This is a genomic window from Streptomyces sp. NPDC048171 (assembly GCF_043202655.1).
Taxonomy (GTDB): Bacteria; Actinomycetota; Actinomycetes; order Streptomycetales; family Streptomycetaceae; genus Streptomyces.
The window spans coordinates 1-21,460 of record NZ_JBIDAU010000024.1 but is presented as its reverse complement, the minus strand read 5'-3'; the positions used below and the strand labels follow the sequence as shown (position 1 = coordinate 21,460).

Sequence of the window (21,460 nt, the reverse complement as noted above, 5' to 3'; positions counted from 1 at the left end):
GCGACCGTCCCAGGGGGAACGATGACCTCGGCCATTACACAGGACCAGCCGCCACAACCACCCGAGGGGCCCGCGCCGGCCAGCGAACATCAGGACGCCGGTGTTCGAGAAGAGGAATACCTCTACCGCGACGAGTCCAGGCTCCAGGCCGGCTCCCTGCTGACCTCCCGCACCATGGCGCGGCGCCTGCCCTCGCTGGTGCGACGCTCGGTGCGGATGGCCTGGCGCGTGGACCGCGGCGCGACCGTCGGCCTGTTGATGTGCCAGATCGGGACGGGCGTCCTCGCGGCCCTCGGCCTCCTGGCCGTCACGGGCACGATCACCGCGCTGGTCTCCTCGGGCGACATCACCGAGCGGCTGTGGGACGCCGCCCCGCAGCTTGCCGTGATCGCCGCCGCCGCCGGCCTGCGCGCGCTGATGGGCATCGCCGTCGTCTGGCTCACCGGGCGTCTGCGTCCGGTGCTCGGCCGGGCGGCGGAGCTGACGATGATCGAGGCCGCGCTCGGTGCGGAACTGGCCGCCAACAACAAGCCCGGCTACAACGACGCCTACGACATCGCCGACCGCGGCGCCCAGGTCACCCCCGACCTCGTAGAAGAAGCGCAGGACGTGCTGGCGGCCACCGCCACGCTGGCGGCCGGCGCCACCGTCCTGACCGTCCTGCACCCCCTGCTCCTTCCCCTTCTCTTCCTCGCCTGTCTGCCGCAGGCCGCCGCGTACGTGCGCTCCGCACGGGTGCTCTACCTCGCCGGGCTGGAGACCTCCGGGCGGCGCCGGATGCTGGGCAAGCTTCGCTGGCACATGGCCTATCAGGAGTCGAGCGAGGAGATGCGTGCCTGCCTGGCCGGCCCCTTCCTGATCGGCCGGTACCGGCGGCTGGCCGCCTCGGTCAACGACGCCGAGCGCAAGGCCGCGAACACCGGTGCGTGGATGGGGCTGGCCGGGGCCGTGGCCGGCGGGGTCGCCTCGGCCGCGGTGTGGGCGGCGCTGTTGTGGCTCCTGGCCTCCGGGCGGATGAGCCTGGCGGCCGGCGGCGGCGCCGTCTTCGCCCTGCAGACCGCCACCGGTTCGGTGCGCGGCATCATCAACGGCGGGGCCCGCCTGGTGCGCACCGGCTGGTACGTGCAGGACTGGCAGAACTTCCTCGACAACGCTCACGGCCAGGCCATGATCGACTCACGCGGCACCGCGTCGCTCCCCGCGGCCCCGGAGCGCTTCGAGGTCCGTGACGTCACCTACCGCTACGACGGCGCCCCCAAGGACAGCCTGAGCAACGTCTCCCTCCACGTGAAGCGCGGCGAGATCGTGGCGCTGGTCGGGGAAAACGGCTCCGGCAAGACGACCCTCTCACGCCTGCTGTGCGGGTTACTGCTGCCCACCGAGGGCGACGTGGCCTGGGACCATGCCTCCACCGCGGACCTGGACCCGTGGAGGTCGTGGGAGCACGTCGCGCTGGTCCCGCAGAAGTTCACCTACCTGCCACTGACGATGCGCGACAACATCACCTTCGGGCAGGGCGACACCAGCGACGCCGCCCTGCTCGCCGCGTGCGAGGCGTCCGGCGCCGCGGAGATGCTTCCCCATCTCCGCTCGGGCCTCAACACCCTCCTGACCAGCGAGTGGTTCGGAGGACAGCAGCTCTCCGGCGGGCAGTGGCAGCGCCTGGTCCTCACCCGCGCGTTCCATCGGCAGGCAGCGCTGCTGGTGATGGACGAACCCACGGCCGCCCTCGACGCCCGCGCCGAGCACCGGATCTTCGCCGGTCTGCGCGAACTGGCCAAGGACCGCGCCGTCCTGCTGATCACGCACCGCCTCACCAACGTGGCCGTCGCCGACCGGATCGTGGTCCTGGACCAGGGGCGGATCGTCCAGGAGGGCACCTACGCCCAGCTCACGCGGCAGCCGGGGCTGTTCCGGTCCCTGTGGGATCTGCAGCGCCGGATGAGCGGCGACGCCCCCTGATCACCGGGCCGTGCCGGGCCACCGGTCCGCCGGACAGAGACACCAGCCCGTTCCCGATGCTCCCTCCGCCCCACGTCCCTGCGAGGTAGTCCCCATGTCGTTGTCGCACCACCACATCCGCACCACCGTCTATCCCTACCTCGCCCGTCACCCTCACGAGCGCGAGCAGCTCAGCGTCCTCCTGGACGCCCTCGACCGGCCTGGCGAGGACATCGCCAGCCGCTCGACCTTCACCGGGCACGTCACCTGCGGCGCGATCGTCGTCGACCAGCTCGGCCGCATCCTGCACGTGCTGCACCTGGCCAGCGGGAAGGTCCTCGTCCCTGGCGGACACACTGAGCGCACCGACGACTCCCTGGCAGCGGCGGCTCTGCGCGAGCTGCACGAGGAGACCGGGATCCCGGCTCGGGCCGTCACGCCGTGGCCGGGCTACGAGACCGTGCCGCTGGACATCGACATCCACGACATCGACGCCCATCCGGGCAAGGGGGAGCCCGCACACCAGCACTTCGACCTCCGGTTCCCCTTCCGCCTGCGGACGACCGCGGTACCGGTCGTGCTGCAGGAAGAGGAGGTCGGCGGCATCGAGTGGCGTCCCGTGGACCGGGTAACTTCCCCGACACTGCGCGAGAAGCTCCTCAAACTGCCGCTCCAGGTCGAACCCGAGACGGCCAACGCCTCCGCCCTGATCTACAACGACCGCGGCGAGTACCTGCTCCATCTCCGCGACTACTTCCCCGGACAGATCTGGGAGCCGGGCATGTGGTCCCTGCTCGGGGGCGGCCGAGAGCCCCAGGACGCCACCCTGGAACACACCGTGCGGCGCGAACTGGCTGAGGAAGCCGGCCTCGATCTCGCCGGCCTGTCCCCGTTCGGCACCGAGTACGCCTCCCACGACGACGGCACGACCGTACCCATCGCCATCTACGCCGGCCGCTGGAACGGCGACCCGCGCGAACTCCACCTGACCGAAGGAGTCATGCTCGCCTGGTTCTCCCCCGACGACCTCCACCGCCTGCGCATCGCGGACACGACCAGCGACCTCGTACGGCGCCACGCCGCCGGCCACCCGCCGACGCGGAGCGGACCCGAGGCCGAGCCCGAGGAACAGCGTCTGGTGTCACCGCACGGCACGGTCCCCCACATCATCGGCGTCCACCTCTACCTGGAACGCCCGGACGGGACGGTGCTGCTCGGGCTGCGCCACCCCGACTCCGCGTTCGCGCCCTCCACCTGGCACGTCCTGGCCGGCCACTGCGAGCAGGAGAACGCCATCGACTGCCTGATCAGGGAGGCGATGGAGGAAGCCGGGTTGCACATCGAGCGCCAGGACGTCGAACTCGTCCACGTCGTCCACCACATCGGTCAGCCCAGGAACCCTCCCCGCATGGGCCTGTTCTTCCGCGCCCGTACCTGGAGCGGCGAGCCGGTGCTGCGCGAGCCGGACAAGTGCACCCAGTGGAAATTCTGGGATCCCACCGCCCTTCCCGACGACCTCGTCCCCTACACCCGACTGGCCATCGCGAAGATCCAGAACGACGAGCTGTACAGCGAGACCGGCTGGCCCGCATGACCAGCGCATCCAGTCGCGTGCCCACTGCGACAGCGACCGGGCGTCCAGACACCCGCCTCGTAGTAATCCGCGGCAACTCGGCGTCCGGCAAGTCGAGCGTGGCCCAGGGCCTGCGAGATCACTACGGCCGCGGTATCGCGATCGTGGGCCAGGACGTGATCCGCCGGAACGTGCTCAGGGAACACGACACCGCGCGCGGCGCCAACATCGCCCTGCTGGGCACGATCGCACGCGCAGCCCTCGACGCCGGCTTCCACGTCGTACTCGAAGGGATCCTGTATGCCGACCGCTACGGCCACATGATCACGTCTCTGGTACGGGACCACCGCGGCGTCTCCAGGTGCTACTACCTGGACGTGCCGCTGGAAACGACGTTGGTACGGCACGCGTCAAAGGCGGATGCCGCCTACCTGGCGCACGTCACCGACGCCCACCTCACCTCCTGGTACCGCGAGCTGGACCTGCTGCCCGGCGGGCTGGAAACCGTGATCCCGGCCGACAGCACGCTGCAGGACACCGTCGCCCGGATCGTACGCGAGACCGATCTGACCGCTGCCGCCCACGCCTCGCCACCTCAGCGCAATCCGTCACAGGGAGACTCGATGATTCCTCCGGTGTTGATGTCCGATCCGCAGGTCGCGGCGATCCCCGTGCGCGAGTGCGGAGAGCCACTCGTCGACGTGCGCGACCACAACCTTCGCGTCGACCCCCGCAAGCAAGACCCACTGGGGGCGTTCGCCCACGTCCGTGACGGCGTCCTGGACCGGTTGAAGCATGCCCGCTCGCTCCTGCCCGCCGGCAACGACCTTCTATTCATCGAGGGCTACCGGCCGCCGGTCCTCCAGCAACGCTACTTCACTGACTACCGGAACGAGCTGGCCGCCGCCCACCCTGACTGGACACCCGAGCAGCTGCACCGGGCCGCCAGCCGGTACGTGTCGCCGCCAGAGATCGCGCCTCACTCCGCGGGCGCGGCCGTGGACGTGACCCTCATCGACCAGGACGGCCACGAACTCGACCTCGGCACCCGCGTCAACGCCTCCCCCGAGGAGAGCGACGGGACCTGCTTCACACACGCCCCGAACCTCAGCGAACACGCGCGTCACCACCGCACCCTGCTGCTCAACGCCATGGAAGGCGCGGGATTCACGAACTACGGGACCGAGTTCTGGCACTTCTCGGCAGCAGACCGGTACGACGCCCTGATGCGGCAGGAGCCGCACGCACGCTACGGACCGGCCGAACTGCCGTAGCACGCCGACGGACGCGTCCGCGTCGGGCCACACGGCCGCGACGGGCGGAAAGCATCGAACGGAGGCACGTATGCCTGACGACACCCAGCAAGCGATCCCAGCCATCCCGAGCCCGGCGGCCGGAGACGAACCGCCCGAGCACCACATGCACCTGCTCGGCCGGTACTACCGGCAGGTGGAAGCAGGGCGCAAGACGATCGAAGTGAGGGTGGCCACCCCGAGCAGGCGCGCCGTCGCCGTGGGCGACACGCTCGTCTTCCACGACCGGGACACCGGGCGGGAACTCGACGTCATCGCTCAGCGGATCACCCCGTACCCCTCCTTCGATGACCTGCTCCGCTCGGAGGACACCTCACGTATCAACCCGGACGGGTCACCCGACGAGCTGCTCGCCGACCTCCGCGGCATCTACCCGCCGGCCAAGGAAGCCCTCGGCGTTCTCGCCCTCGCCTTCGACCACCGTCCTGCCCGGCCCGGCCGCCCCCTGCCGATGCCAGCCGAGGAGTACGCGCAGACCGTCCCCCACCACACGGTGTACGGCTGCCTGTACATCCGCGACGAACACGACCGTCCGGTCCAGCTCCGTTCGGTCTACGGCTCGAGACTCTGGCAATTCCCCGGCGGCAACCTGGATGCCCCGGGCGAGGACCCGCTGCAGACCGCCCGGCGGGAGACGGTCGAGGAGACCGGCCTGGAGCTCGCCCTCAACACGCCGACCCTACTCCTGACGCACTTCCTCCACTCTGGACCGCGCCAGCCGCTGAACAAGGTGGGGCTCATCTTCGACGGAGGCCGGCTGACCGCCGACCAGCTCGACCGGATCCGCCTCGACCCCGCTGAACACGACATGTGGGCCGTCCACGACCTCGCAACCTGGCAGGAGCTGATGGCCCCGCGCGCCTTCACGCGCCTCGACGCCATCGAACGAGCCCGACGCGGCGAAGGCCCCGCCTACCTGATCACACACACCTGACCCCCAGAACACCCGCCCACCAGGAGGCAACCGTGCCCGCCGAGGACACCAACACCCGGGCCTGGCAGATCTACGGCCAGCGCCAACTCGCCCGCGCCTACACCCCGCCCGTCCCCGAACGGCTCGGCTGGACACCCTGGGAAGGCATCGGGCCAGGAGCAGAAGTCCTCGGCGACATCACCGGCCGCCGCGTCCTGGACATCGGCTCCGGGGCCGGCCACCACGCCGTCCACCTCGCCCAGGCACACGGAGCGCACGTCACCGGCATCGAGCTGTCCCCGACCCAGCACGAGCGCGCCGTCTCCACCCACGCGGGCGTGGACGGCGTGGAGTTCATCCGGGCAGACGTGGCCGAGTACCTGGGCGGAGCCGAGCCGTTCGACGCCGCGTACGCGATCGGGACGCTCGCCTTCATCGACCCGCACCGCTCGCTGCCTGCGCTGCGCGACGGCCTGCGTCCCGATGCCCCGCTGATCCTTTCGCTCCTGCACACCGATCTGCACGGCCACGGTCCGTCCACGGCCGTGGCGCCGCGCGAGGAGATGATCCTGCTGCGCGACGACCCTCCGTTGCCGACGCAGATGTGGGTCCTGGCACCGCAGCTGTGGAAGGATCTACTCACCGAGTACGGCTTTCACGTCGAAGCCATCGACCTGTTCCCGCACCCTGACGAGAACGCCAAGGTCATCCAGCAGCTCATCCGCGCCCGGCGCCTTCCCGACCGGCCGACACGCGTCTCCAGCCGACCACGCAGCACCCGAGCCCCGGCCGCCCACGCGGCAGTCGGCGTCGGAGCGATCCTGCTCAGCGACCAGGGCACCCTGCTGGGCCGACATCGCCGCGGCACCCTCGAACTACCCGGCGGCAGCGTTGAGGCCACCGGAGAATCCTTCGAAGAGGCGGTCGTCCGAGAACTCGCCGAGGAGACCGGCCTGGTCGCTCGGACCGGCGACGTGGAACTGCTGGGCACGCTCGTCGATCACGTCGAGGGGGTCCTGCGGGTCACCGTCGGCGCGCTCCTCCACGCCTGGCAAGGACAGCCACTGACGCAGCCGGACGAGAGCGTCGGCGACTGGGCGTGGTACCCCCTCGACCAGCTCCCCAACGGCCTGTTCGTATGCAGCGCCCAGATCCTCACGTCCTGGCGGCCCGACCTGCCCGTCGACCACCCGCCGGCGCACTTCACCGCCTTCGCCCCAGCCAAGTAGGCCGCGCTGACACGACAGCCGCTACGTCACAGCTGCCAGTAACCGGGCCGAGGACCGTGTTCGCTCGCGCACCTTCGACGCGGTCGCACTCGCCCGTGCCCAACTGTTCACCGGACAGTACGAGGCCACCCACGCCACCGCCGAACAGGCCACCGCCATCGGCACAGGACTGGATTCCGCACGCGCCCGCCACCGATACCGCGCCCTCGCCCGCGAAGCGGCAGCGCACCCTGACGTCGTCGCAGCGCGGCAGATCCACGAACTTCTGACCGCCCGACCGTAGGGCACCTGACGGTGGAAGGGGCCGCGTCAGAACGGGAGATGGCTGGGAAACGGCTGATGGGCCAGCCTCGCGGTCTGCCGCTGCACGCACTTCGAGCGGCAACACACCTCGGGCGCGCCGGTAGGCAGCTAGGCAACCGCCTCTGACTTGCCGTCGAATAGAGCCTGAAACGCTTCGGAGAATCGCTGTATCTCGCTCTCACCCCTGTGTGATGTGACAGTCTCGAAGTACCAAGTACTTTCGAACTCGGTCACCCCTCGCGATATCCCCCACGTCAGAAGGATGCACCCATTCGAGCGCTGTGCCGATATCTTCAATTGCCCCTCACCGGACCGCCAAGTGTGAGGTTCACTCCAGCTGCTCGATGCGTCAGCCAGTGACGCCATGAATTCTACCAGTCCGTCACCGTCCAGCGTCCGTACCAACTCGCTGACGTCTACCCACGCACCCTTGGCCCGTACGGTCATATCAAGCGCAGGATCGTCCCCGTACGGCCGCGTCGGCGTGGAGAACAGCAGGTGGACCCCTTGCCCCGGGTCTCCCACGCGGAGGAGTTGTCCGCCGCGCGCATCGTGAATGATCATTAGCCCATTCTATTACCTCCCCCCTTCCCCTGAAGGGTGACGCTTGCCACGCAGTATTGCCGCTCTCGTCAACCCGTAACAGGAGATCCTGTTTCTGTTACGGGACGCAGTTTGGTGATTGCCATCACTCTGGCGGGCCTTTGCGGAAGTCGGGCTATGGGCTTGTGAGTTGAATGCGACGCATGAGCGTTGGGACAGTTCAACAGGCCGGAGTCGATGGAGTTGGCACCCTCCAATGCGATATATCTGAGATCAGCGTCCCGTGGAACGCCAGTCGGCGCTCGGAGAGACCATCGCCGCGGTTGTCCCGGCAACCGGTTGACGGAGGCCGCGCGGAGACCGCCCGTCAGGAATTCCCCAACCGGGCGTGGATAGCCGAGTACCGGCGGAGGCCCGTCACATTGCTTGGACGGCTTGCCGATCTGCTGGCTTCTGGGGTGCTCGCTGGGTCAGGATCGTCATGCGACAACCGGGAAGACCGGCGGGTTGCAGAACGTGGGTGACCAGTTCGGTCACCTGGCCGTCGAAGAGCGGAAGCGTCATCTGTAGTACGTGGCCGTCGTAGTGGTCGGTGAAGTCGGCTGCTCCGCGGGTCCACAGGTCGCGTACGGCGGGATTCTGACGGGTGTCACTGATGAGCCGTTGAAGGTTTGGGTCGTGGGGGCGGTCGACGGCCGCGTCGCGGAGCATGCGAACGCACACTTCCGCGTCGTCCTCCCAGTTCATGTGCTGGTCCCGCGCTTCGCCACTGAGGAGCAGCCACCGCATGAGGTTGGCCCCGGGAGCGTTCGACCACGGGAACAGGGCGGCCATCGACGTGTTGACGGCCAGGACGTTCCAGGTGGCATCGATGACGTAGGCGGGGAAAGGCTGCTGGTCCAGCAGGAGGCGCAGTTCGTCGCTGATGCGTGGTGGCTCCTGGGCTTCCGGGCTGGAGAGCCCGCCACCGTTGCTGACGAGGAACAGCGCACGCCGCTGGACCCGGTCGAGTCCGAGCAACGTGCCGATGATGTCGAGTTCGTGGCGGGTGAGGGTCCGGGTGATCGTTCCGCTTTCAAGGTCCCGGTACCAGCGCTCGCTCCTGTGCAGGGCGTCGGCCACTTCTCTCTGGAGGACCGGGCGGCCGAGCGTGGTGCTGGCGGCGGCCCTAAACACGCGCAGCAGGGCGCCGACCCCGGTGGACCCCTCTCCCCCGCCGCCGTCCCTTACGACCCCGTGCATGCCACGTTCCTCGCAGTTCTCCTCAGCACGGTTCCGGTCCCGCAAGATTGCATCTGGATCTAACCGTGCGAGCCCTCAATGCAATGTCAATCAGCTGCCGCCCCCCTGCACCACATGATAGATCGATGGCGGCGCGGCGCGACCGGCAGAAGATTGCCGGTCACCGCATTTTGACCGACTTGTCCCCCGTGGATACAGAGAGCTTGCGACAGTCACACCACTCCGGGCCCGCGAAGTCCGCGCATTCGTCAGCAAGTTGAGCTGCATTACTGCACGGCGACCATTTCCGTAGCAGACATCTCGTTACTCCGTCGTGATCTTTACCGTGCATTGACTAATGATCCGGTCCAAGCCCAAGATCTGTTCGTTCACACAGCGGACCGCAGGTCACGGGGGTAGCCGTGGGGAATGAGTGATGCACACGCTGGATCAGCGCGGGTGCTCCCGGTCGGATGTGACTTGGATCACTCTGACTGGGTGGTTGAAGAAGCCGCTGCAGTAGGCGACACGAGGGAGGGCACTTTGAAGATCATCCATGAGGGCGTCGGAGGATTCGAGTTGCCGCCCGCACTATCGTTCGTCGCCTCTATCGAGGTAGCCGCATATGGGCGGCACCGTTGCTCCAGAGAGAGCACTTCAGCGAGATCTAGATCTGGGCGCATTTCCCGCGCATGTTCGTCATCCCTGACCCGGCACCCAGCCCGGCTCCCGAGAGCAGGACTAGCGTTACGCGAAGGGTGCGAATAGCCGGGCGGACAGAGTGCCGCACACTCAGCGCCGATGCTCACAGGGGATTCAACTGCTGGGCGCTGGGCGGTGCATGGCATTCCAGCCCTGCAGGGCGGCGGATTCCAGCCCTTTGTGCCGCGCCGAACCTCCTCCAGGCGCAGGAGCGTCGGCTTCGCCAGAGGAACGCCCCCAGGTGCCCGGTGCCCCGGCAACGGAACGCGCACCTGATCGGCGTGGCAGCCGCCCCCCGGCCCCGGATCGAAATCCACCAGCCTACCACCCGCCCTCGGCTGCGGAATATGATCACTCGGTGACTGTCTGCAACTAGTACAGAGTTTAAGAACCAAGTCTGGATCTTGACGCGGGTCCGTGCGTATGTTCGTCGCCGCTGGGCAGCCCGCCCACGGGGACGAAGGTGAGGAGAGCACGAGCACGGACCGAGACGGTCCAGGAAACAGCGACGGCGCCCGAGAGCGGTAACTCACGGACGCCGAACGCTAAGCGGCAGCCCGCCCCGGCAAGGGCGGCGACTGCCCACCATCACCACGCTGAGTCCTTCCAGGGGCGCGTCAGCGTGGCAACACTGCAAAAGGGAGTATCGCATGTCTCCTGCCCTGCGCATAAGGCCCTTTCGCCTGGCCTGCGCGGCAGCCACGTCCGCCTCGGCGCCTCAGCGCCCCGAACCGGACCGCACCACGTTGGCACCGGCGAGCCGCCGGTCCCACACGCTCCTCGGGGGTGGCCGATGAGCAGCGAAGCCCGCGAGTGGGTGTGGGAGCACAGTTCCAGCCGAGGGGCCGCGCGTCTGGTCCTGCTGTCGATCGCCGACCGGGTGGCCGACGAGCAGTGCATTTCTTGGGCCTCGCAGTCCAGCCTGGCGAAGCGCACCAACGCCTCGGTGTCCACGGTGCGCGAAGCCGTCGAGCGCCTGCTCCTGGCCGGCGAGCTGGAGCAGCTCGACGACTTGGTGGGCCCGCAGCGCAGCACGGTCTACCGCCTGCCTCTCGCCGCCGAGGCGATCGCCCGATCCCAGCGCGATAAGCGGGAGGAAGGGGGCGACACGGAGGTGTCGGACGAGCCCGCCAGCCCAGCGACGCTCCGGCTGTCGGCGCTGCGGCGGTATGGGATCCGCTGGCGTGAGGTGCCGGAATCCCCTGCGAGGGTCCGGAAACCGGCAGTACCGGAATCCGGCAGGTCGAGGCGGAAACCGGCACCCCGACGTGCCGGAAACCGGCACAGGGATGTACCGGCTACCGGCACACAGAACCGTAGTGAACCTGATTTGAACCGGAGGTACAGCAGTGGTGGTGCTGCGGTCACCTCGGCTGCCGAGTGGCAGGTCGACCCCGCCACCCACACCTGGGCCCGCCAGCAGGGACACCTCGACCGCCTCGGCGAGCAGGGCCTGCAGGCCGCCGACGCGAAGTGGCGTGCACACCGGGCGGGCCACGCTCCGAGGCCGGCGGAAGCCTGGGCGGCCGACTGGCGCTCCTGGGTCGCCCGGGAGCACTCCCCCAGCCGTCCGAACCTCTACGCCGTGCCCGGCCAGAACACCGCCGTGCCCGGTGGCATGACGCGGGCCGAGAAGCACACCGCCGCCCTTCTCGCCGCCCTGGACAAGCCGACCGGAACGGAGGGCTGAGCGTGGACCGCCGCGAAATCGCCGCCCTGCTGGCCTACATCGGCCGGCTCGACCCCCGCAGCATCCGCACCGACGAGGGCGAGGCCCGCGACCAGCTCGCCCAGTGGCACGAGCTGCTCGGTGACGTGCCGATGGCCACCCCGCACGGCTGGGACGCCCGCGTCGCCGCCCGCCAGCACTACCGCGCCTCGCCCTACCAGATCCAGCCCGCGGATGTGGTCCGCCCCTGGGAGAGCTACCGGCGCAACCGCCTGGCCCTCCACTGCGACCCCACACCGTCCGCGGACCCGGACGACCAGGCTGCCTGGACCGCAGAGCTGGTCGGCACCCGCCACGCCGTCGCCACCGGCATAGCGCAGCCCGCGCAGGCCCGGGCCATCACCAGCAGCCAGGAGGGCATCAACCCGAGGCTGCAGGCTCGGCTGGACCAGATCGGCTCCTGCATACCGCCTGCCGCCCGGGCCGCCCTCGCACCATTCCGGCCCGCCCGGGCAGCACGCGAAGCCGCCGTCGCGCAAGGGCTGCCCGACGCCCTGAGCGTGCGATGCGAGTGGTGCCTGGCCCCAGTCGGCGAGCCATGCCGACGCCGCCGAATCGGCCCCAACGACGGAGTACGCGCCATCACTCCACGCACCGACCCGCACCCAGGCCGCTACGACCTCGCCGCCGCCCAGCAACGCCAGCACACCGAGCAGGCCCAGCAACCCGCCCTGGCCTGACCGGCGCCTCCGGCGCGTGCATCCCGTCCGCTGCACCGCCCCAAGATCACCGTCCCGCACCGGCTGCGGCGCACGCCCACGCGCCGCAGCCGGCACCCGGCGCCGCACCCGCCGAGCACCGCCCTAACCAGCGAGCCGGTGCGGCAGCACAACGGAGACCCGCCTTGCGCCACATCACCACCCACGACGCGCCGGCCACCGGCCTGCGCGGCATCGGAGACACCAGCTGGCACACCCGCGGAGCGTGCCACGGCATGGACGTCGAGGACGCCGACGCCGTGTTCTTCCCCGGCCCCCGGGATCACGAGGAGATCGCGGAGGCGAAGGAGCTGTGCGGCTGGTGCCCCGTACGCCGCGAGTGTCTGGACTTCGCCCTGGAAAACGTCCTCAAGGAGGGCGTCTGGGGCGGCCTCACCGAAGCCGAGCGGCGCCCGCTGCACGACAACCTGCACCGCCGCATGGACTACCGGCGTGTGACCGCCTTCTTCCAGGGACGCGACGTGCACCTGACGGAAGCCGAGCGTCAGGCGGCCATCGACCACGCCTACGTCCGGGGCTGGCAGCCCGACCGGCTCGCTGCCGCCCTGCAGATCAGTCACAAGCACGCCCGCGACCTGCTCCGGCAAGCAGCCAACAAGGTCTTCGACCGCGACCGCAACTTCGGCGTGCCCCGCTCCAGGAAGAAGCGGAAGAAGACCTCCAAGCCCAAGGGCACCCCCGCGCCCGCAACTCCCGACACTCAGAAGCCGACAGGCCGCCCAGCGGCGTCGACTCCGGCGCACGCCCCTCTCGGAAAGGCCGCATGACCCACCCTGTCCTCGCCTTCGGTGCTACCTCGGACCTCCCTCTCCTCCTCGCCGCCCTCGTGCCCGCCGCCCTCGCGCTCGTGCTGACCGCCTGGGCGATCCGGCGCCGAGGCACTCGCTCGCAGAAACGTCTCGGCGGCCCGGCGGTCAAGGTCGCCGCCGTCGCCGCCGTCGCCGCCCTGGGCTGCACCGCCTACAGCGCCGACACCAGCTGGCGCTTCGCGGCCGACTACCTCGACATGGCCGGCACCGCCGAGCGCGCCGGCATGTTCGCCGCCGCCGAACTCGCCTTGTTCGCCACCGCGCTGATGGCACGGCAGAACCTCGCCGTCCAAGGCGCCCCCGGCCTGCCGGGCACGCTGGTCTGGGTGATCACCACGGTGCAGGTGATCCCCGCCTACGCCGAGAGCGGCCCCGTCGGCGGCACGGTCCGCGCCTTCGTCGGACCGGTCATGGCGGCGATGCTGTGGCACCTGGCCATGGGCATCGAGCTGCGTCTGCGCACCCCGGGTGCCGCCTCGAACGGACTGCTCGCCGTCCTGGGCCGGGAGGCACGCGAGCGGCTGCTGTCCCGCCTGGGCATCGCCGCGCGAGATCGCGACGCCGCGCAGATCACCCGGGACCGGGCCACCGCCCGCGCGGTCACCCTCGCCGCCCGCCTCGCCGAACGCACACCTGAGCAGCAGCAGAGCCGTCGCGGCCGGCGGCTGACGCGACGCCTGTCGAAGGCGGTCGGCAGGGCTTCGGTCGGCACCGACCCTCTCCAGCGGGCACAGCTGCTCGACCAGCTCGCCGCTCGGCGACATGCGCTGGCGCTCGCCACGGTCCCGCTCCCTTCCCCCTGGTCCCCGGCGCACAGCAGCGCATCGGCGGCCACGGTCCCCGTACAGCCGGCATCGAATGTGCCGGTCCCCGTCCCCGAGGAGGCGGACCCGGAAGCCAAGGTCGGCGCGGGAACCAAGCCCTCTGAAGAGCGTGCGGTCCCGGGGACCGAACTCGCCGGTCCGGAAGCCACAGCGCGGGACGCAGCGGCCATGAGGACCGACCACACCACGCGAGATGTGGCAGCTCAGGGCCAGGATTCTCATCGGGGGTCGGGCATCGCAAAGTCGGGGACCGAGACCACCGAGGACCGAGGACCGACCGCCCCACAGTCCGGGACCGAGACCACCCAGGACCGAGGACCGACCGCCCCACAATCCGGGACCGAGACCACCCAGGACCGAGGACCGACCGCCCCACAATCCGGGACCGAGACCACCCAGGACCGAGGACAGGTTCCGCTTCGCCGGAAGCCGACCAGGACGTCCGGGACGAAGAACAAGGACAAGCGTGCACGGTCCCGCTCTCCGCAGACGGAGCGCCGGGCACGCGGGCTGGGTGAGTCCGAGCGCCGGCTTGTCCGCGCAGTGCGCCCCCATGTTCCCGCCCTGCTCGAACGGGACGGCAACGGCGCGATCACTCGGGTGCAGCTGCGCGAAATCATCCGCCGCCAGGGTCTGACGGGAGTCGGTAACGACCGTCTCGGCTTGGTCCTCCAGGAGCTGCGGAGCGAGGACATCACGACGACGAGGAGCACGGCCCGATGAAGACCTGCCACCAGTTCAAGACGGTCCGTGCGGAGTATGAGCGAGAGATCGGATTCATGCTCGCTCACTCCGAGCGGCATGCGGGCAGGCCGGCGGCGAAGTCCAGTGCGAAGCAGGCTGCCTCGGCGAAGCAGCGGATGGCTCGCGCGCTCAACAGTCACGTCGGGCGCTGCCCTGAGTGCGGTTGAACCGGCAAACCCCAGCTCAAGGGCCGTATCCGTAAGGGTGGCCCGGCTCAAGCCGGGCCACCGCCCCTCTTCGGAGGTACGCCATGATTCCTCGCGCCCCTCGCCTTTCCGGGCCCACCACCGCCAAAGCCGATGCCTGGGCGGACGTCCTCGTCCGCCGGCGACTCCTCCACGCCGTCGTCCTCATGCCGACCGGGCAGTGGCTCGTCCAGGACCGTCCCAACAAACCTGTCCGCGTCCTTGCCAGCCCAGCCGATGTCCTCGCGCTGGCCGCAACCATCCAGCAATACACCCGCTCTACGAGGCCCGAATCCCGATGACGAACGCACCAAAGAACGGCACCACCCCGGTACCTGATCCCAGCTCCAACTCGGTCTCGGGGCGAGCAAGATGGAGGTTCGGACACTCCCCCGAGGGGGGAGCGCCCGACCCAGACCCCGCCCCTGGGGTGGCGGGGCCCGACCGGCACCAGGGGGCGCCGGTCGGGAATGCTGCGACCGAGGGCGGATCGCAGCCAACCGCCGCCCGCAAGGGGCGGCCGAAGGGGCGAGCGCGCCCGCGCGACAAGAAGCAGCGTCGCGCGCACAGCGTCCGCCTCAACCCGTCCGAACTCGCGCTCATCCAGGCCGGAGCAGACACCGCCGGTATGAGCGTGGCGGGGTTCCTCGCCTACGCCGGACTAGCCATGGCCCGCGACCAGTCCCGTACTGCCGCCGCCATCGCCACTCAACGCGATGTACTCACCGAATTGTTCGCGATGAGGCGTCAGCTCGGCTGGGCCGGCAGCAACCTCAACCAAGCTGCCAAGATCCTCAACTCCGGCGGCGACGTTCCACGTCTGGCACACGTGCTGGCGGACGTCCACCGAGCAGCCGACGCGGTGAGGACGGCCGCAGACAAGGTGGCCAATCGCCAGGCAGGTGAGGCGCCTTGATTCCACAGATTCACAAGCAGGGCAGCAACACATTGGGACTGCTGTACTACCTCTACGGCAAGGGAACCCATGAGGAACACGTCGATCCTCATCTCGTCGCCTCCTTCGACGACATGTCGCCCGACCCCGGACGCAATGCGACAGCAACCAAGAAGGATCTCGGGCAGCTACTCGACCAGCCGCTCCACCTCCTCACCGCAGACCAGCGCCCCGACAAGCACGTGTGGCACTGCTCGGTGCGCGCCGCACCCGACGATCCCATCCTGACCGACGAACAGTGGGCGGACATCGCGCGTCGCATCGTCGCCGCCACAGGGATCGACCCGCGCGACGGTGCGGGCTGCCGCTGGGCAGCCGTGCGCCACGCGGACGACCACATCCACATCGTCGCCACCCTCGTGCGGGAAGACGGCCAGCGCCCCGACCATCACCGATCCGGTAAGCGTGCGCAGGCCGAAGCCCGCCTCATCGAGAAGGAACTCGGCCTCCACCAGGTCGCTCCCGGCGACGGCACCGCCGCACGGCGGCCCACCAGCGCCGAACGGCACAAGGCGAAGCGCCAGGGCCGCGAACGCACCGCCCGTGAGGAACTGCGCGAAACCGTACGACGTGCGGTGGCCGGCGCGCGGGGCGACGAGGAGTTCTTCGACCGGCTCGCCGCCGCCGGCCTCCTGATCCGCAAGCGCGCCGCGCCCTCCGGCGACCTCCTCGGATACAAGGTCGCCCTGCCCGACGACCTGAACAAGGACGGCGAGCCGGTGTTCTACCCCGGCGCGCGGCTGGCTCCCGACCTGTCGCTGCCCCGCATCCGCGAGCGCTGGGCCGGTGACCGGCAGGACGTTCCGGCTGCCCGGCGGGAGGGTGCGAGCCGTACGGGGCCGGGCAGTCCAGCCTCCGCACGCCGCAGCACGGCCTCGGCCGTATGGCAGGCCGTGCTCGTCGTCGAGCACGGCGAGGACGCGGTCGCCGCTGCCCACATCGCCGCAGCCGGAGAGGTCCTGGACGCCCTCGCGAAGACCTCCGCCGCCCACACCCGCCGCGAACTGCGCGACGCTGCAACGGCTTTCGAACGGGCCTCGCGCTCTCACGTCCGCGCCGTGCGCGGACACGACCGGGCCTTGCGCCAGGCCGCCCGCGACCTCGTCCTGGGCGGTCCGGCCCTCGGCCGGGGTGAGGACGGAGCCACCACGGCGATGGCGATCGACATGCTGTTCTTCCTGATCACCGCTGCCGCGCACTGGCACGCCAGGAAGCGGCACGCCCAGCAGGCCGAGGCCGCCGCCCGGGCCGCCGCACACCTGCGCACCGCCTACCAGGCCGCCGCCGCCCAGCCCCTCGGCGTCCTCTACCAGCGCGGCCGACGCCTGGGCCGGCCGATGCTCCAGCAGCAGACCATGCTGCTGCGCGCCGCGTTGCCGGAGCTGGCCGAGCAGATCCTCGCCGAACCCGGCTGGTACGCCCTGGCCGCAACCATCGCGGAAGCCGAAGCCGCCGGGCACGACCCGGCCGCTCTCCTGGCCGACGTCGCCGCACGGCGCGAACTCGGCACCGCGGACTCCGTCAGCGACGTGCTCGTGTGGCGGATGCGGCAAACAGCCGACCTGCCCGCCGACGCCTCCCCCCTTCCCCGGACCAGCACCGTGGAGAACCGGCCCGCTGCGCGCGGGATGGCCCCCGGGCCCTCCTCGTCCGGCGGGCGGCGCAGTGGAGAGGAGACATCGCGTCAGACGCGGTAAGCCCACCGGATGCCGGCACGCAGTCTCACCGCATCACCGCCCTGGCGATGCCGTCACGCCATAGCGAGACACGCACCGTGGCCAACTCGTCATCCCGGCAGCCGCGAGGCCGAGTACCCCTGCTGACCTGGTAGGAGGGGACTGTGAACTTTGTGAATTGAAACCGCCGAGGACGTGGGGCACGATCATGAAACGCGCAGGACGAGGTGCCGAGGTAGAGGAGGACGCCAGGGTGTTTCACCGGATACGCCGCAGGGCCAAGGAGCCGAGCGAAGCTCAGAGACGGTTCGCCGAGCTGCACGCGCGGATGCAGGGACAGGTCCCGCCCGGCATCGGAGTGCCCGCGCCGGGGCCCGCCGAGCCGGCCGCCGTCGTGGACGACTTCCTCCCGCCGGACCTGCGAGTGCCGAGCCACGACCAGGTCGAAGGCAAGATGATGCCGTGGAAGCAGCCCCTGGTCCTCGACGGTGAGATGGCCGTCTGCACCGAGTGCGGCGCGTACCGGGACTGGCTCATCCTCTCCACCCGCGGTGAGATCTGGCTGCGCTGCCGGGCCGGGCACCAGCAGCGGGAGACCCGCATCGACACCGCCTGGTACAACCGCAACAGCGGACCGGCGGACGCCACTTACGCCACGTTCGAGGACTGCCTGCGCCACCTCGGGCACTGACCACCACTCCTACGACCCCACCGGGCCCGCGGGCCCGCACTGACCACCCGTCGCCTAGCACCAAGGGGTCAGTTCCGACATGCGCGTTCGCGTCGCCACCACCGCACTCGGCATCACCGCCGCCCTCCTCGCCGTGCCCGCCTGCTCCACCGACGCCACCGGGTCCAAGCACCAGACCTCCTCCTCCCGTACGGGAATGCCGACCGAGGCCCCCCAGGAGCCGGTCATACTCTCCTCGGCCTCTCTCGAGTCCCGCCTGCTCGATGAGAGCGACCTCGGCAGCGGCTACCTGTCCAAGCCGGAGCGTCCGGCCCAGCACGACGACGTCACCGTCCTCGGCTGCCCGGCCCTGAGCGAGCTGGGCGGCGACGCGGCGAACGGCGGCACGCTCGCCTTCCCGCACAAGGCGAAGGCCGACTTCACCTACGGCGGCAGCTCCTCGGAGATCTCCGAGGAGCTGTACAGCGACAGCGCGAAGAAGCTGTCCGACGGTATCGCCCGGGTCTTCGACGCCATGACCGGCTGCCCCACCTATCAGGTCGTCGCGGGCGGCACTCCGGTCGACGTGGCCTCGCAGAAGCTGCCCGCCCCCCACGACCTCGGAGACGAGCAGTGGAGCCAGCTCCTGACATTCTCCGCGAGTGGACAGGGCACCGTGGTCAAGCAGACCGCAATCCGCGACGGCAACCTGCTGGTGATCGTCTCCGGCTCCCCGGCCCTCGTCGACCGGCACCTCGACAAGGCCCTCGCCAAGGCCACGGCAGCCGGCTGACCGACGCCCGACACACTGCTGCCCCGACAAGGAGATGGTCGAGGCAGCAGTGCTGCTCGGCACGGCCCACCGCACGATGCGGCAGGCCCTCAACGGCATGCCAGCCATTCGGACAGTCCACCCCCCGTCGCCGTGACAAGGACCGTGACGACAGCCGCCACCAGCCAGGGCGAGATGCGTTGGACCACGACGTGCACTCCACCGAGGCGGAGTTCAAGGGCCGGCTGCTGCTTCTCTTCGGTTCGAGGCATAGGGCTATTCAGCCGCACGGGAACGTGGCACCGCTACGCCATACCTTCGCCACCTTGCCCCACTTCAGCGGGCCTTCGAATACCACATGGCGAGCGGCACCACTACGCCAAAACGTGGCCACTTTCCCCAACTTGAGGCGACGGGAATACCACATAGGAGATCCCCACCGCTACCTTGGGGCGACCCCACTTCCCCCCACTTCACTGCCTGTAGCCCGGCAGCCCCGATGCCTCGTGCCCATCGCCACACCTGTCGTCCTCAGGCTCGGAGGCTCGCCCGAGCCACGGACCCCAATGCCAGAAGCCCGGCCTCTGTACCGGAGGACCGGGCTTCTTCTGTCGCCTTGAGGACCGCCGTCGACCGTCAGGCCGGAGCCCGCAGCAGTCGCTCCCTTGTGGCCACCGGCAGCACCCGGCGCAGGACCGGTGCCGTCGAGCTGAGGGAGGCAGCGAAGGCGGCGACGAGATCGTGCGGGACGCTGGAACCGAAGGAGGTGGCCCACAGGCACGGAGCGCCGAGCGCGGGCTCCGCCCATGCCTGCCATCCGGCCGGTCCCGACTCATCGGTCTCGGTGGTCAGGGCACGCGGGTCGGCGTCCTGGATGAGAGGAGGCACCTCGCCGAGGCTGATGTGCGAGGTGAACGTCGGGTCCGTCGCTGCCGCATGGGGCTGGTCGATGTCCCGGAGCCATCCGTGTGCGGTGACGGAGTCGAGGACCAGCTCAGGGCCGGCGAGCGGCGCGGTGGGGTCGTCCCGGGCGTCGAGCGCGACGAGGAAGTCGGTCACGGCCTCGCCGGGGACATCGGTGGTGAAGTAGGACGACCACGACGCGAGCGGACTACTCGTGTCCGCACGGGCCGAGATCTGCCAGGCGATCGGCAGGTCGCCCATATGGAACGGCTCGTCCGGCAGACTCCACTGTGCCCAGCGGAGGGCGTCGGGGCTGAGGTGCAGCACGGTGCTGCGCAGGACCTGGAGGTCCTCCGATGCCTCCTCAGGCTCGCGCCGTCCGCGGACGATCGTCAGGCTCGTCCAGCCCAGGCCGGAGAGGGTGTCGGCGACAGCGTCGTAGAGGCGTCCATCATCACCGGACAAGTGCCGGGGGCCGACCCAGAACACGGGCTGGCCGCCCTCCGGAGTGGACGGGTCGAACGGGAAGTCGGGATACAGGGGCGCCTCCAAAGGCTCGGTGTGGGTCTAGTTGCCGCCGGCACGGCGGCGAGGGCGGCGTGGGGGTGCCTGGACGGGGCCCTGCCACGTCAGGGCGATGGCGACCTCGGGCGGGAGGTGGCCGAGCTGCGCGTCCTCGTCCCGCCCTTCAGCGAGATAGACGACGGTCCGGCCGGTCTCGTCCACGGACTGCACGACCTGCGCCAGGCGGTGTGCCATCGGGAAGAAGGGATTCATGGCCTGGCGGACCGGAGCACTCCGGTCGCAGCCGGACAGCAGATCGATGAGATCGCCAACAGTCATCTCGGGGGACGTCACGAACAGCCTCCTGGCTTGAGGGGAAACGGGGAGCGAGGCAACAGGCCGGTGTCCGGCAGTAGGACAGCCCGCCGCATGGGACTGCCAGGGATCCACACGTTCACAAACAGCGCGAGGTCTTCAGTACGCGCGCCACGGCGGCGGCGACGATGTCGGCCGGCGTCTCGGTGTCGAACGACAGGTGGTAGCCGGGCACCTTCGCCGTTCCGCTGACGGCGATCGTCCACCCCTCGCCCGCGGTGCCGGGACGGCCGTTCGGGAACCAGCCGAGGTAGAAGCGGCCGTCCTTCGAACTGACGTGGACGTCCGCGCGGTCATCCACGATCAGGTGGAATTCGTCGGAGGAGAACTGGTCCATCACGAGGGTGGGCTGGCCGGGGCCGAGCTGCCACTCGCGCAGACGCAAGGCTTCGACGGTGGTGGAGAAACCCGGACCCAGGGGAGCCACGGTCACAGGCAATCACCTCTCTGACCTGGGATTACTTGCAAGGTCGTCTACGTTGACATGCCCTCGCACACCTTGGCCAGTCTTTCCGACGTTCTTTCCTGTCTGCCCCCGGCGAACTTGTCTGTTGTCAACGAAGCCAGCCGCTTTGCCATCCAACCCAGGCGAATAGCGGTGCTCGCTCGATGCCGCCGCCATGGACACCGCGGCCATGCCGCTACGCGTGAGCTGCGCACTCTCGGATGGGAGACTTGCTCACATGAAAGAGGTGCGCTGCGAGCGATGCGACAACATCATCGGCATGGGGTGCGCCTGTCCTCCTGATGGCAGCGTGCCTAAGAGGTCCTAACAAAGGCGTCGAACGTGGCGGTGGGTGATCAGGCAGACGGCGAGGCCGAGGAAGGCCTCGTGGATGTCGTCGCGTCGTTCCCAA

Annotated in this window: 19 protein-coding genes; 14 read left to right on the top strand and 5 right to left on the bottom strand. The window is 69.7% G+C overall.

What is annotated here, in order from left to right:
* Positions 1-21: 21 nt before the first annotated feature.
* The 5 genes from ACGF3J_RS37910 to ACGF3J_RS37890 all read left to right on the top strand — a co-directional run bounded on the left by ACGF3J_RS37910 (position 22) and on the right by ACGF3J_RS37890 (position 6,969).
* The gene (locus tag ACGF3J_RS37910; protein ID WP_393856057.1) at positions 22-1,962 is read left to right on the top strand and encodes an ATP-binding cassette domain-containing protein; all 1,941 of its coding nucleotides are present in this window, start codon (positions 22-24) and stop codon (positions 1,960-1,962) included.
* Positions 1,963-2,056: 94 nt separating this feature from the next.
* The gene (locus ACGF3J_RS37905) at positions 2,057-3,535 is read left to right on the top strand and encodes an NUDIX domain-containing protein (protein ID WP_393856056.1); all 1,479 of its coding nucleotides are present in this window, start codon (positions 2,057-2,059) and stop codon (positions 3,533-3,535) included.
* Between the two features lie 17 nt (positions 3,536-3,552).
* Positions 3,553-4,788: a M15 family metallopeptidase gene (locus ACGF3J_RS37900; protein ID WP_393856055.1), complete on the top strand. Its 1,236-nt coding sequence runs from the start codon at positions 3,553-3,555 to the stop codon at positions 4,786-4,788.
* 70 nt (positions 4,789-4,858) lie between these two features.
* Complete coding sequence (locus tag ACGF3J_RS37895) at positions 4,859-5,761, top strand: NUDIX domain-containing protein (RefSeq protein ID WP_393856054.1); 903 nt, start codon at positions 4,859-4,861, stop codon at positions 5,759-5,761.
* Between the two features lie 32 nt (positions 5,762-5,793).
* Positions 5,794-6,969, top strand: coding sequence for an NUDIX domain-containing protein (locus ACGF3J_RS37890; protein WP_393856053.1), 1,176 nt, complete (start codon positions 5,794-5,796; stop codon positions 6,967-6,969).
* A 411-nt stretch (positions 6,970-7,380) separates the two neighbouring features.
* Here ACGF3J_RS37890 and ACGF3J_RS37885 read toward each other — a convergent pair whose 3' ends face one another.
* Positions 7,381-7,836, bottom strand: coding sequence for a DUF6228 family protein (locus tag ACGF3J_RS37885; RefSeq protein WP_393856052.1), 456 nt, complete (start codon positions 7,834-7,836; stop codon positions 7,381-7,383).
* Between the two features lie 396 nt (positions 7,837-8,232).
* Positions 8,233-9,057 (bottom strand): helix-turn-helix transcriptional regulator, encoded by an 825-nt coding sequence (locus ACGF3J_RS37880; protein ID WP_393856051.1) that lies wholly within the window; start codon positions 9,055-9,057, stop codon positions 8,233-8,235.
* A 1,474-nt stretch (positions 9,058-10,531) separates the two neighbouring features.
* On the opposite strand from ACGF3J_RS37880, the gene ACGF3J_RS37875 reads away from it, so the two are divergent.
* From ACGF3J_RS37875 to ACGF3J_RS37835, 9 genes are all read left to right on the top strand, one after another.
* The gene (locus tag ACGF3J_RS37875; RefSeq protein ID WP_393856050.1) at positions 10,532-11,428 is read left to right on the top strand and encodes a helix-turn-helix domain-containing protein; all 897 of its coding nucleotides are present in this window, start codon (positions 10,532-10,534) and stop codon (positions 11,426-11,428) included.
* Between the two features lie 2 nt (positions 11,429-11,430).
* Positions 11,431-12,147: a hypothetical protein gene (locus ACGF3J_RS37870; RefSeq protein ID WP_393856049.1), complete on the top strand. Its 717-nt coding sequence runs from the start codon at positions 11,431-11,433 to the stop codon at positions 12,145-12,147.
* Positions 12,148-12,311: 164 nt separating this feature from the next.
* Complete coding sequence (locus ACGF3J_RS37865; protein ID WP_393856048.1) at positions 12,312-12,953, top strand: WhiB family transcriptional regulator; 642 nt, start codon at positions 12,312-12,314, stop codon at positions 12,951-12,953.
* Entirely contained in the window at positions 12,950-14,542 is a 1,593-nt protein-coding gene (locus tag ACGF3J_RS37860; protein WP_393856047.1) for a hypothetical protein, read from the top strand. Before ACGF3J_RS37865 ends, ACGF3J_RS37860 begins: the two co-directional genes overlap by 4 nt.
* On the top strand, positions 14,539-14,730 hold the full coding sequence (locus ACGF3J_RS37855) for a hypothetical protein (RefSeq protein ID WP_007491133.1): 192 nt from the start codon (positions 14,539-14,541) through the stop codon (positions 14,728-14,730). The genes ACGF3J_RS37860 and ACGF3J_RS37855 overlap by 4 nt, the downstream gene beginning before the upstream one ends.
* Positions 14,731-15,046: 316 nt before the next feature.
* Complete coding sequence (locus tag ACGF3J_RS37850; protein ID WP_393856046.1) at positions 15,047-15,664, top strand: plasmid mobilization protein; 618 nt, start codon at positions 15,047-15,049, stop codon at positions 15,662-15,664.
* A complete protein-coding gene (locus tag ACGF3J_RS37845) occupies positions 15,661-17,400 on the top strand; it encodes a relaxase/mobilization nuclease domain-containing protein (protein WP_393856045.1) in 1,740 nt (579 codons plus the stop codon). The genes ACGF3J_RS37850 and ACGF3J_RS37845 overlap by 4 nt, the downstream gene beginning before the upstream one ends.
* 232 nt (positions 17,401-17,632) lie before the next feature.
* Positions 17,633-18,070, top strand: a complete 438-nt coding sequence (locus ACGF3J_RS37840; RefSeq protein WP_393856044.1) for a hypothetical protein — start codon at positions 17,633-17,635, stop codon at positions 18,068-18,070.
* A gap of 79 nt (positions 18,071-18,149) precedes the next feature.
* Entirely contained in the window at positions 18,150-18,842 is a 693-nt protein-coding gene (locus tag ACGF3J_RS37835) for a hypothetical protein (RefSeq protein ID WP_362337680.1), read from the top strand.
* A gap of 615 nt (positions 18,843-19,457) precedes the next feature.
* Here the strand turns inward: ACGF3J_RS37835 and ACGF3J_RS37830 are convergent.
* From ACGF3J_RS37830 to ACGF3J_RS37820, 3 genes are all read right to left on the bottom strand, one after another.
* Positions 19,458-20,276 (bottom strand): DUF317 domain-containing protein, encoded by an 819-nt coding sequence (locus ACGF3J_RS37830; RefSeq protein WP_393856043.1) that lies wholly within the window; start codon positions 20,274-20,276, stop codon positions 19,458-19,460.
* A gap of 15 nt (positions 20,277-20,291) precedes the next feature.
* Positions 20,292-20,582, bottom strand: coding sequence for a hypothetical protein (locus ACGF3J_RS37825; RefSeq protein WP_365225230.1), 291 nt, complete (start codon positions 20,580-20,582; stop codon positions 20,292-20,294).
* A 100-nt stretch (positions 20,583-20,682) separates the two neighbouring features.
* Positions 20,683-21,036 carry a DUF317 domain-containing protein gene (locus ACGF3J_RS37820; RefSeq protein WP_393856042.1) on the bottom strand — a complete coding sequence of 118 codons (354 nt, stop codon included), beginning with the start codon at positions 21,034-21,036 and terminating at the stop codon, positions 20,683-20,685.
* Between the last annotated feature and the right edge of the window lie 424 nt (positions 21,037-21,460).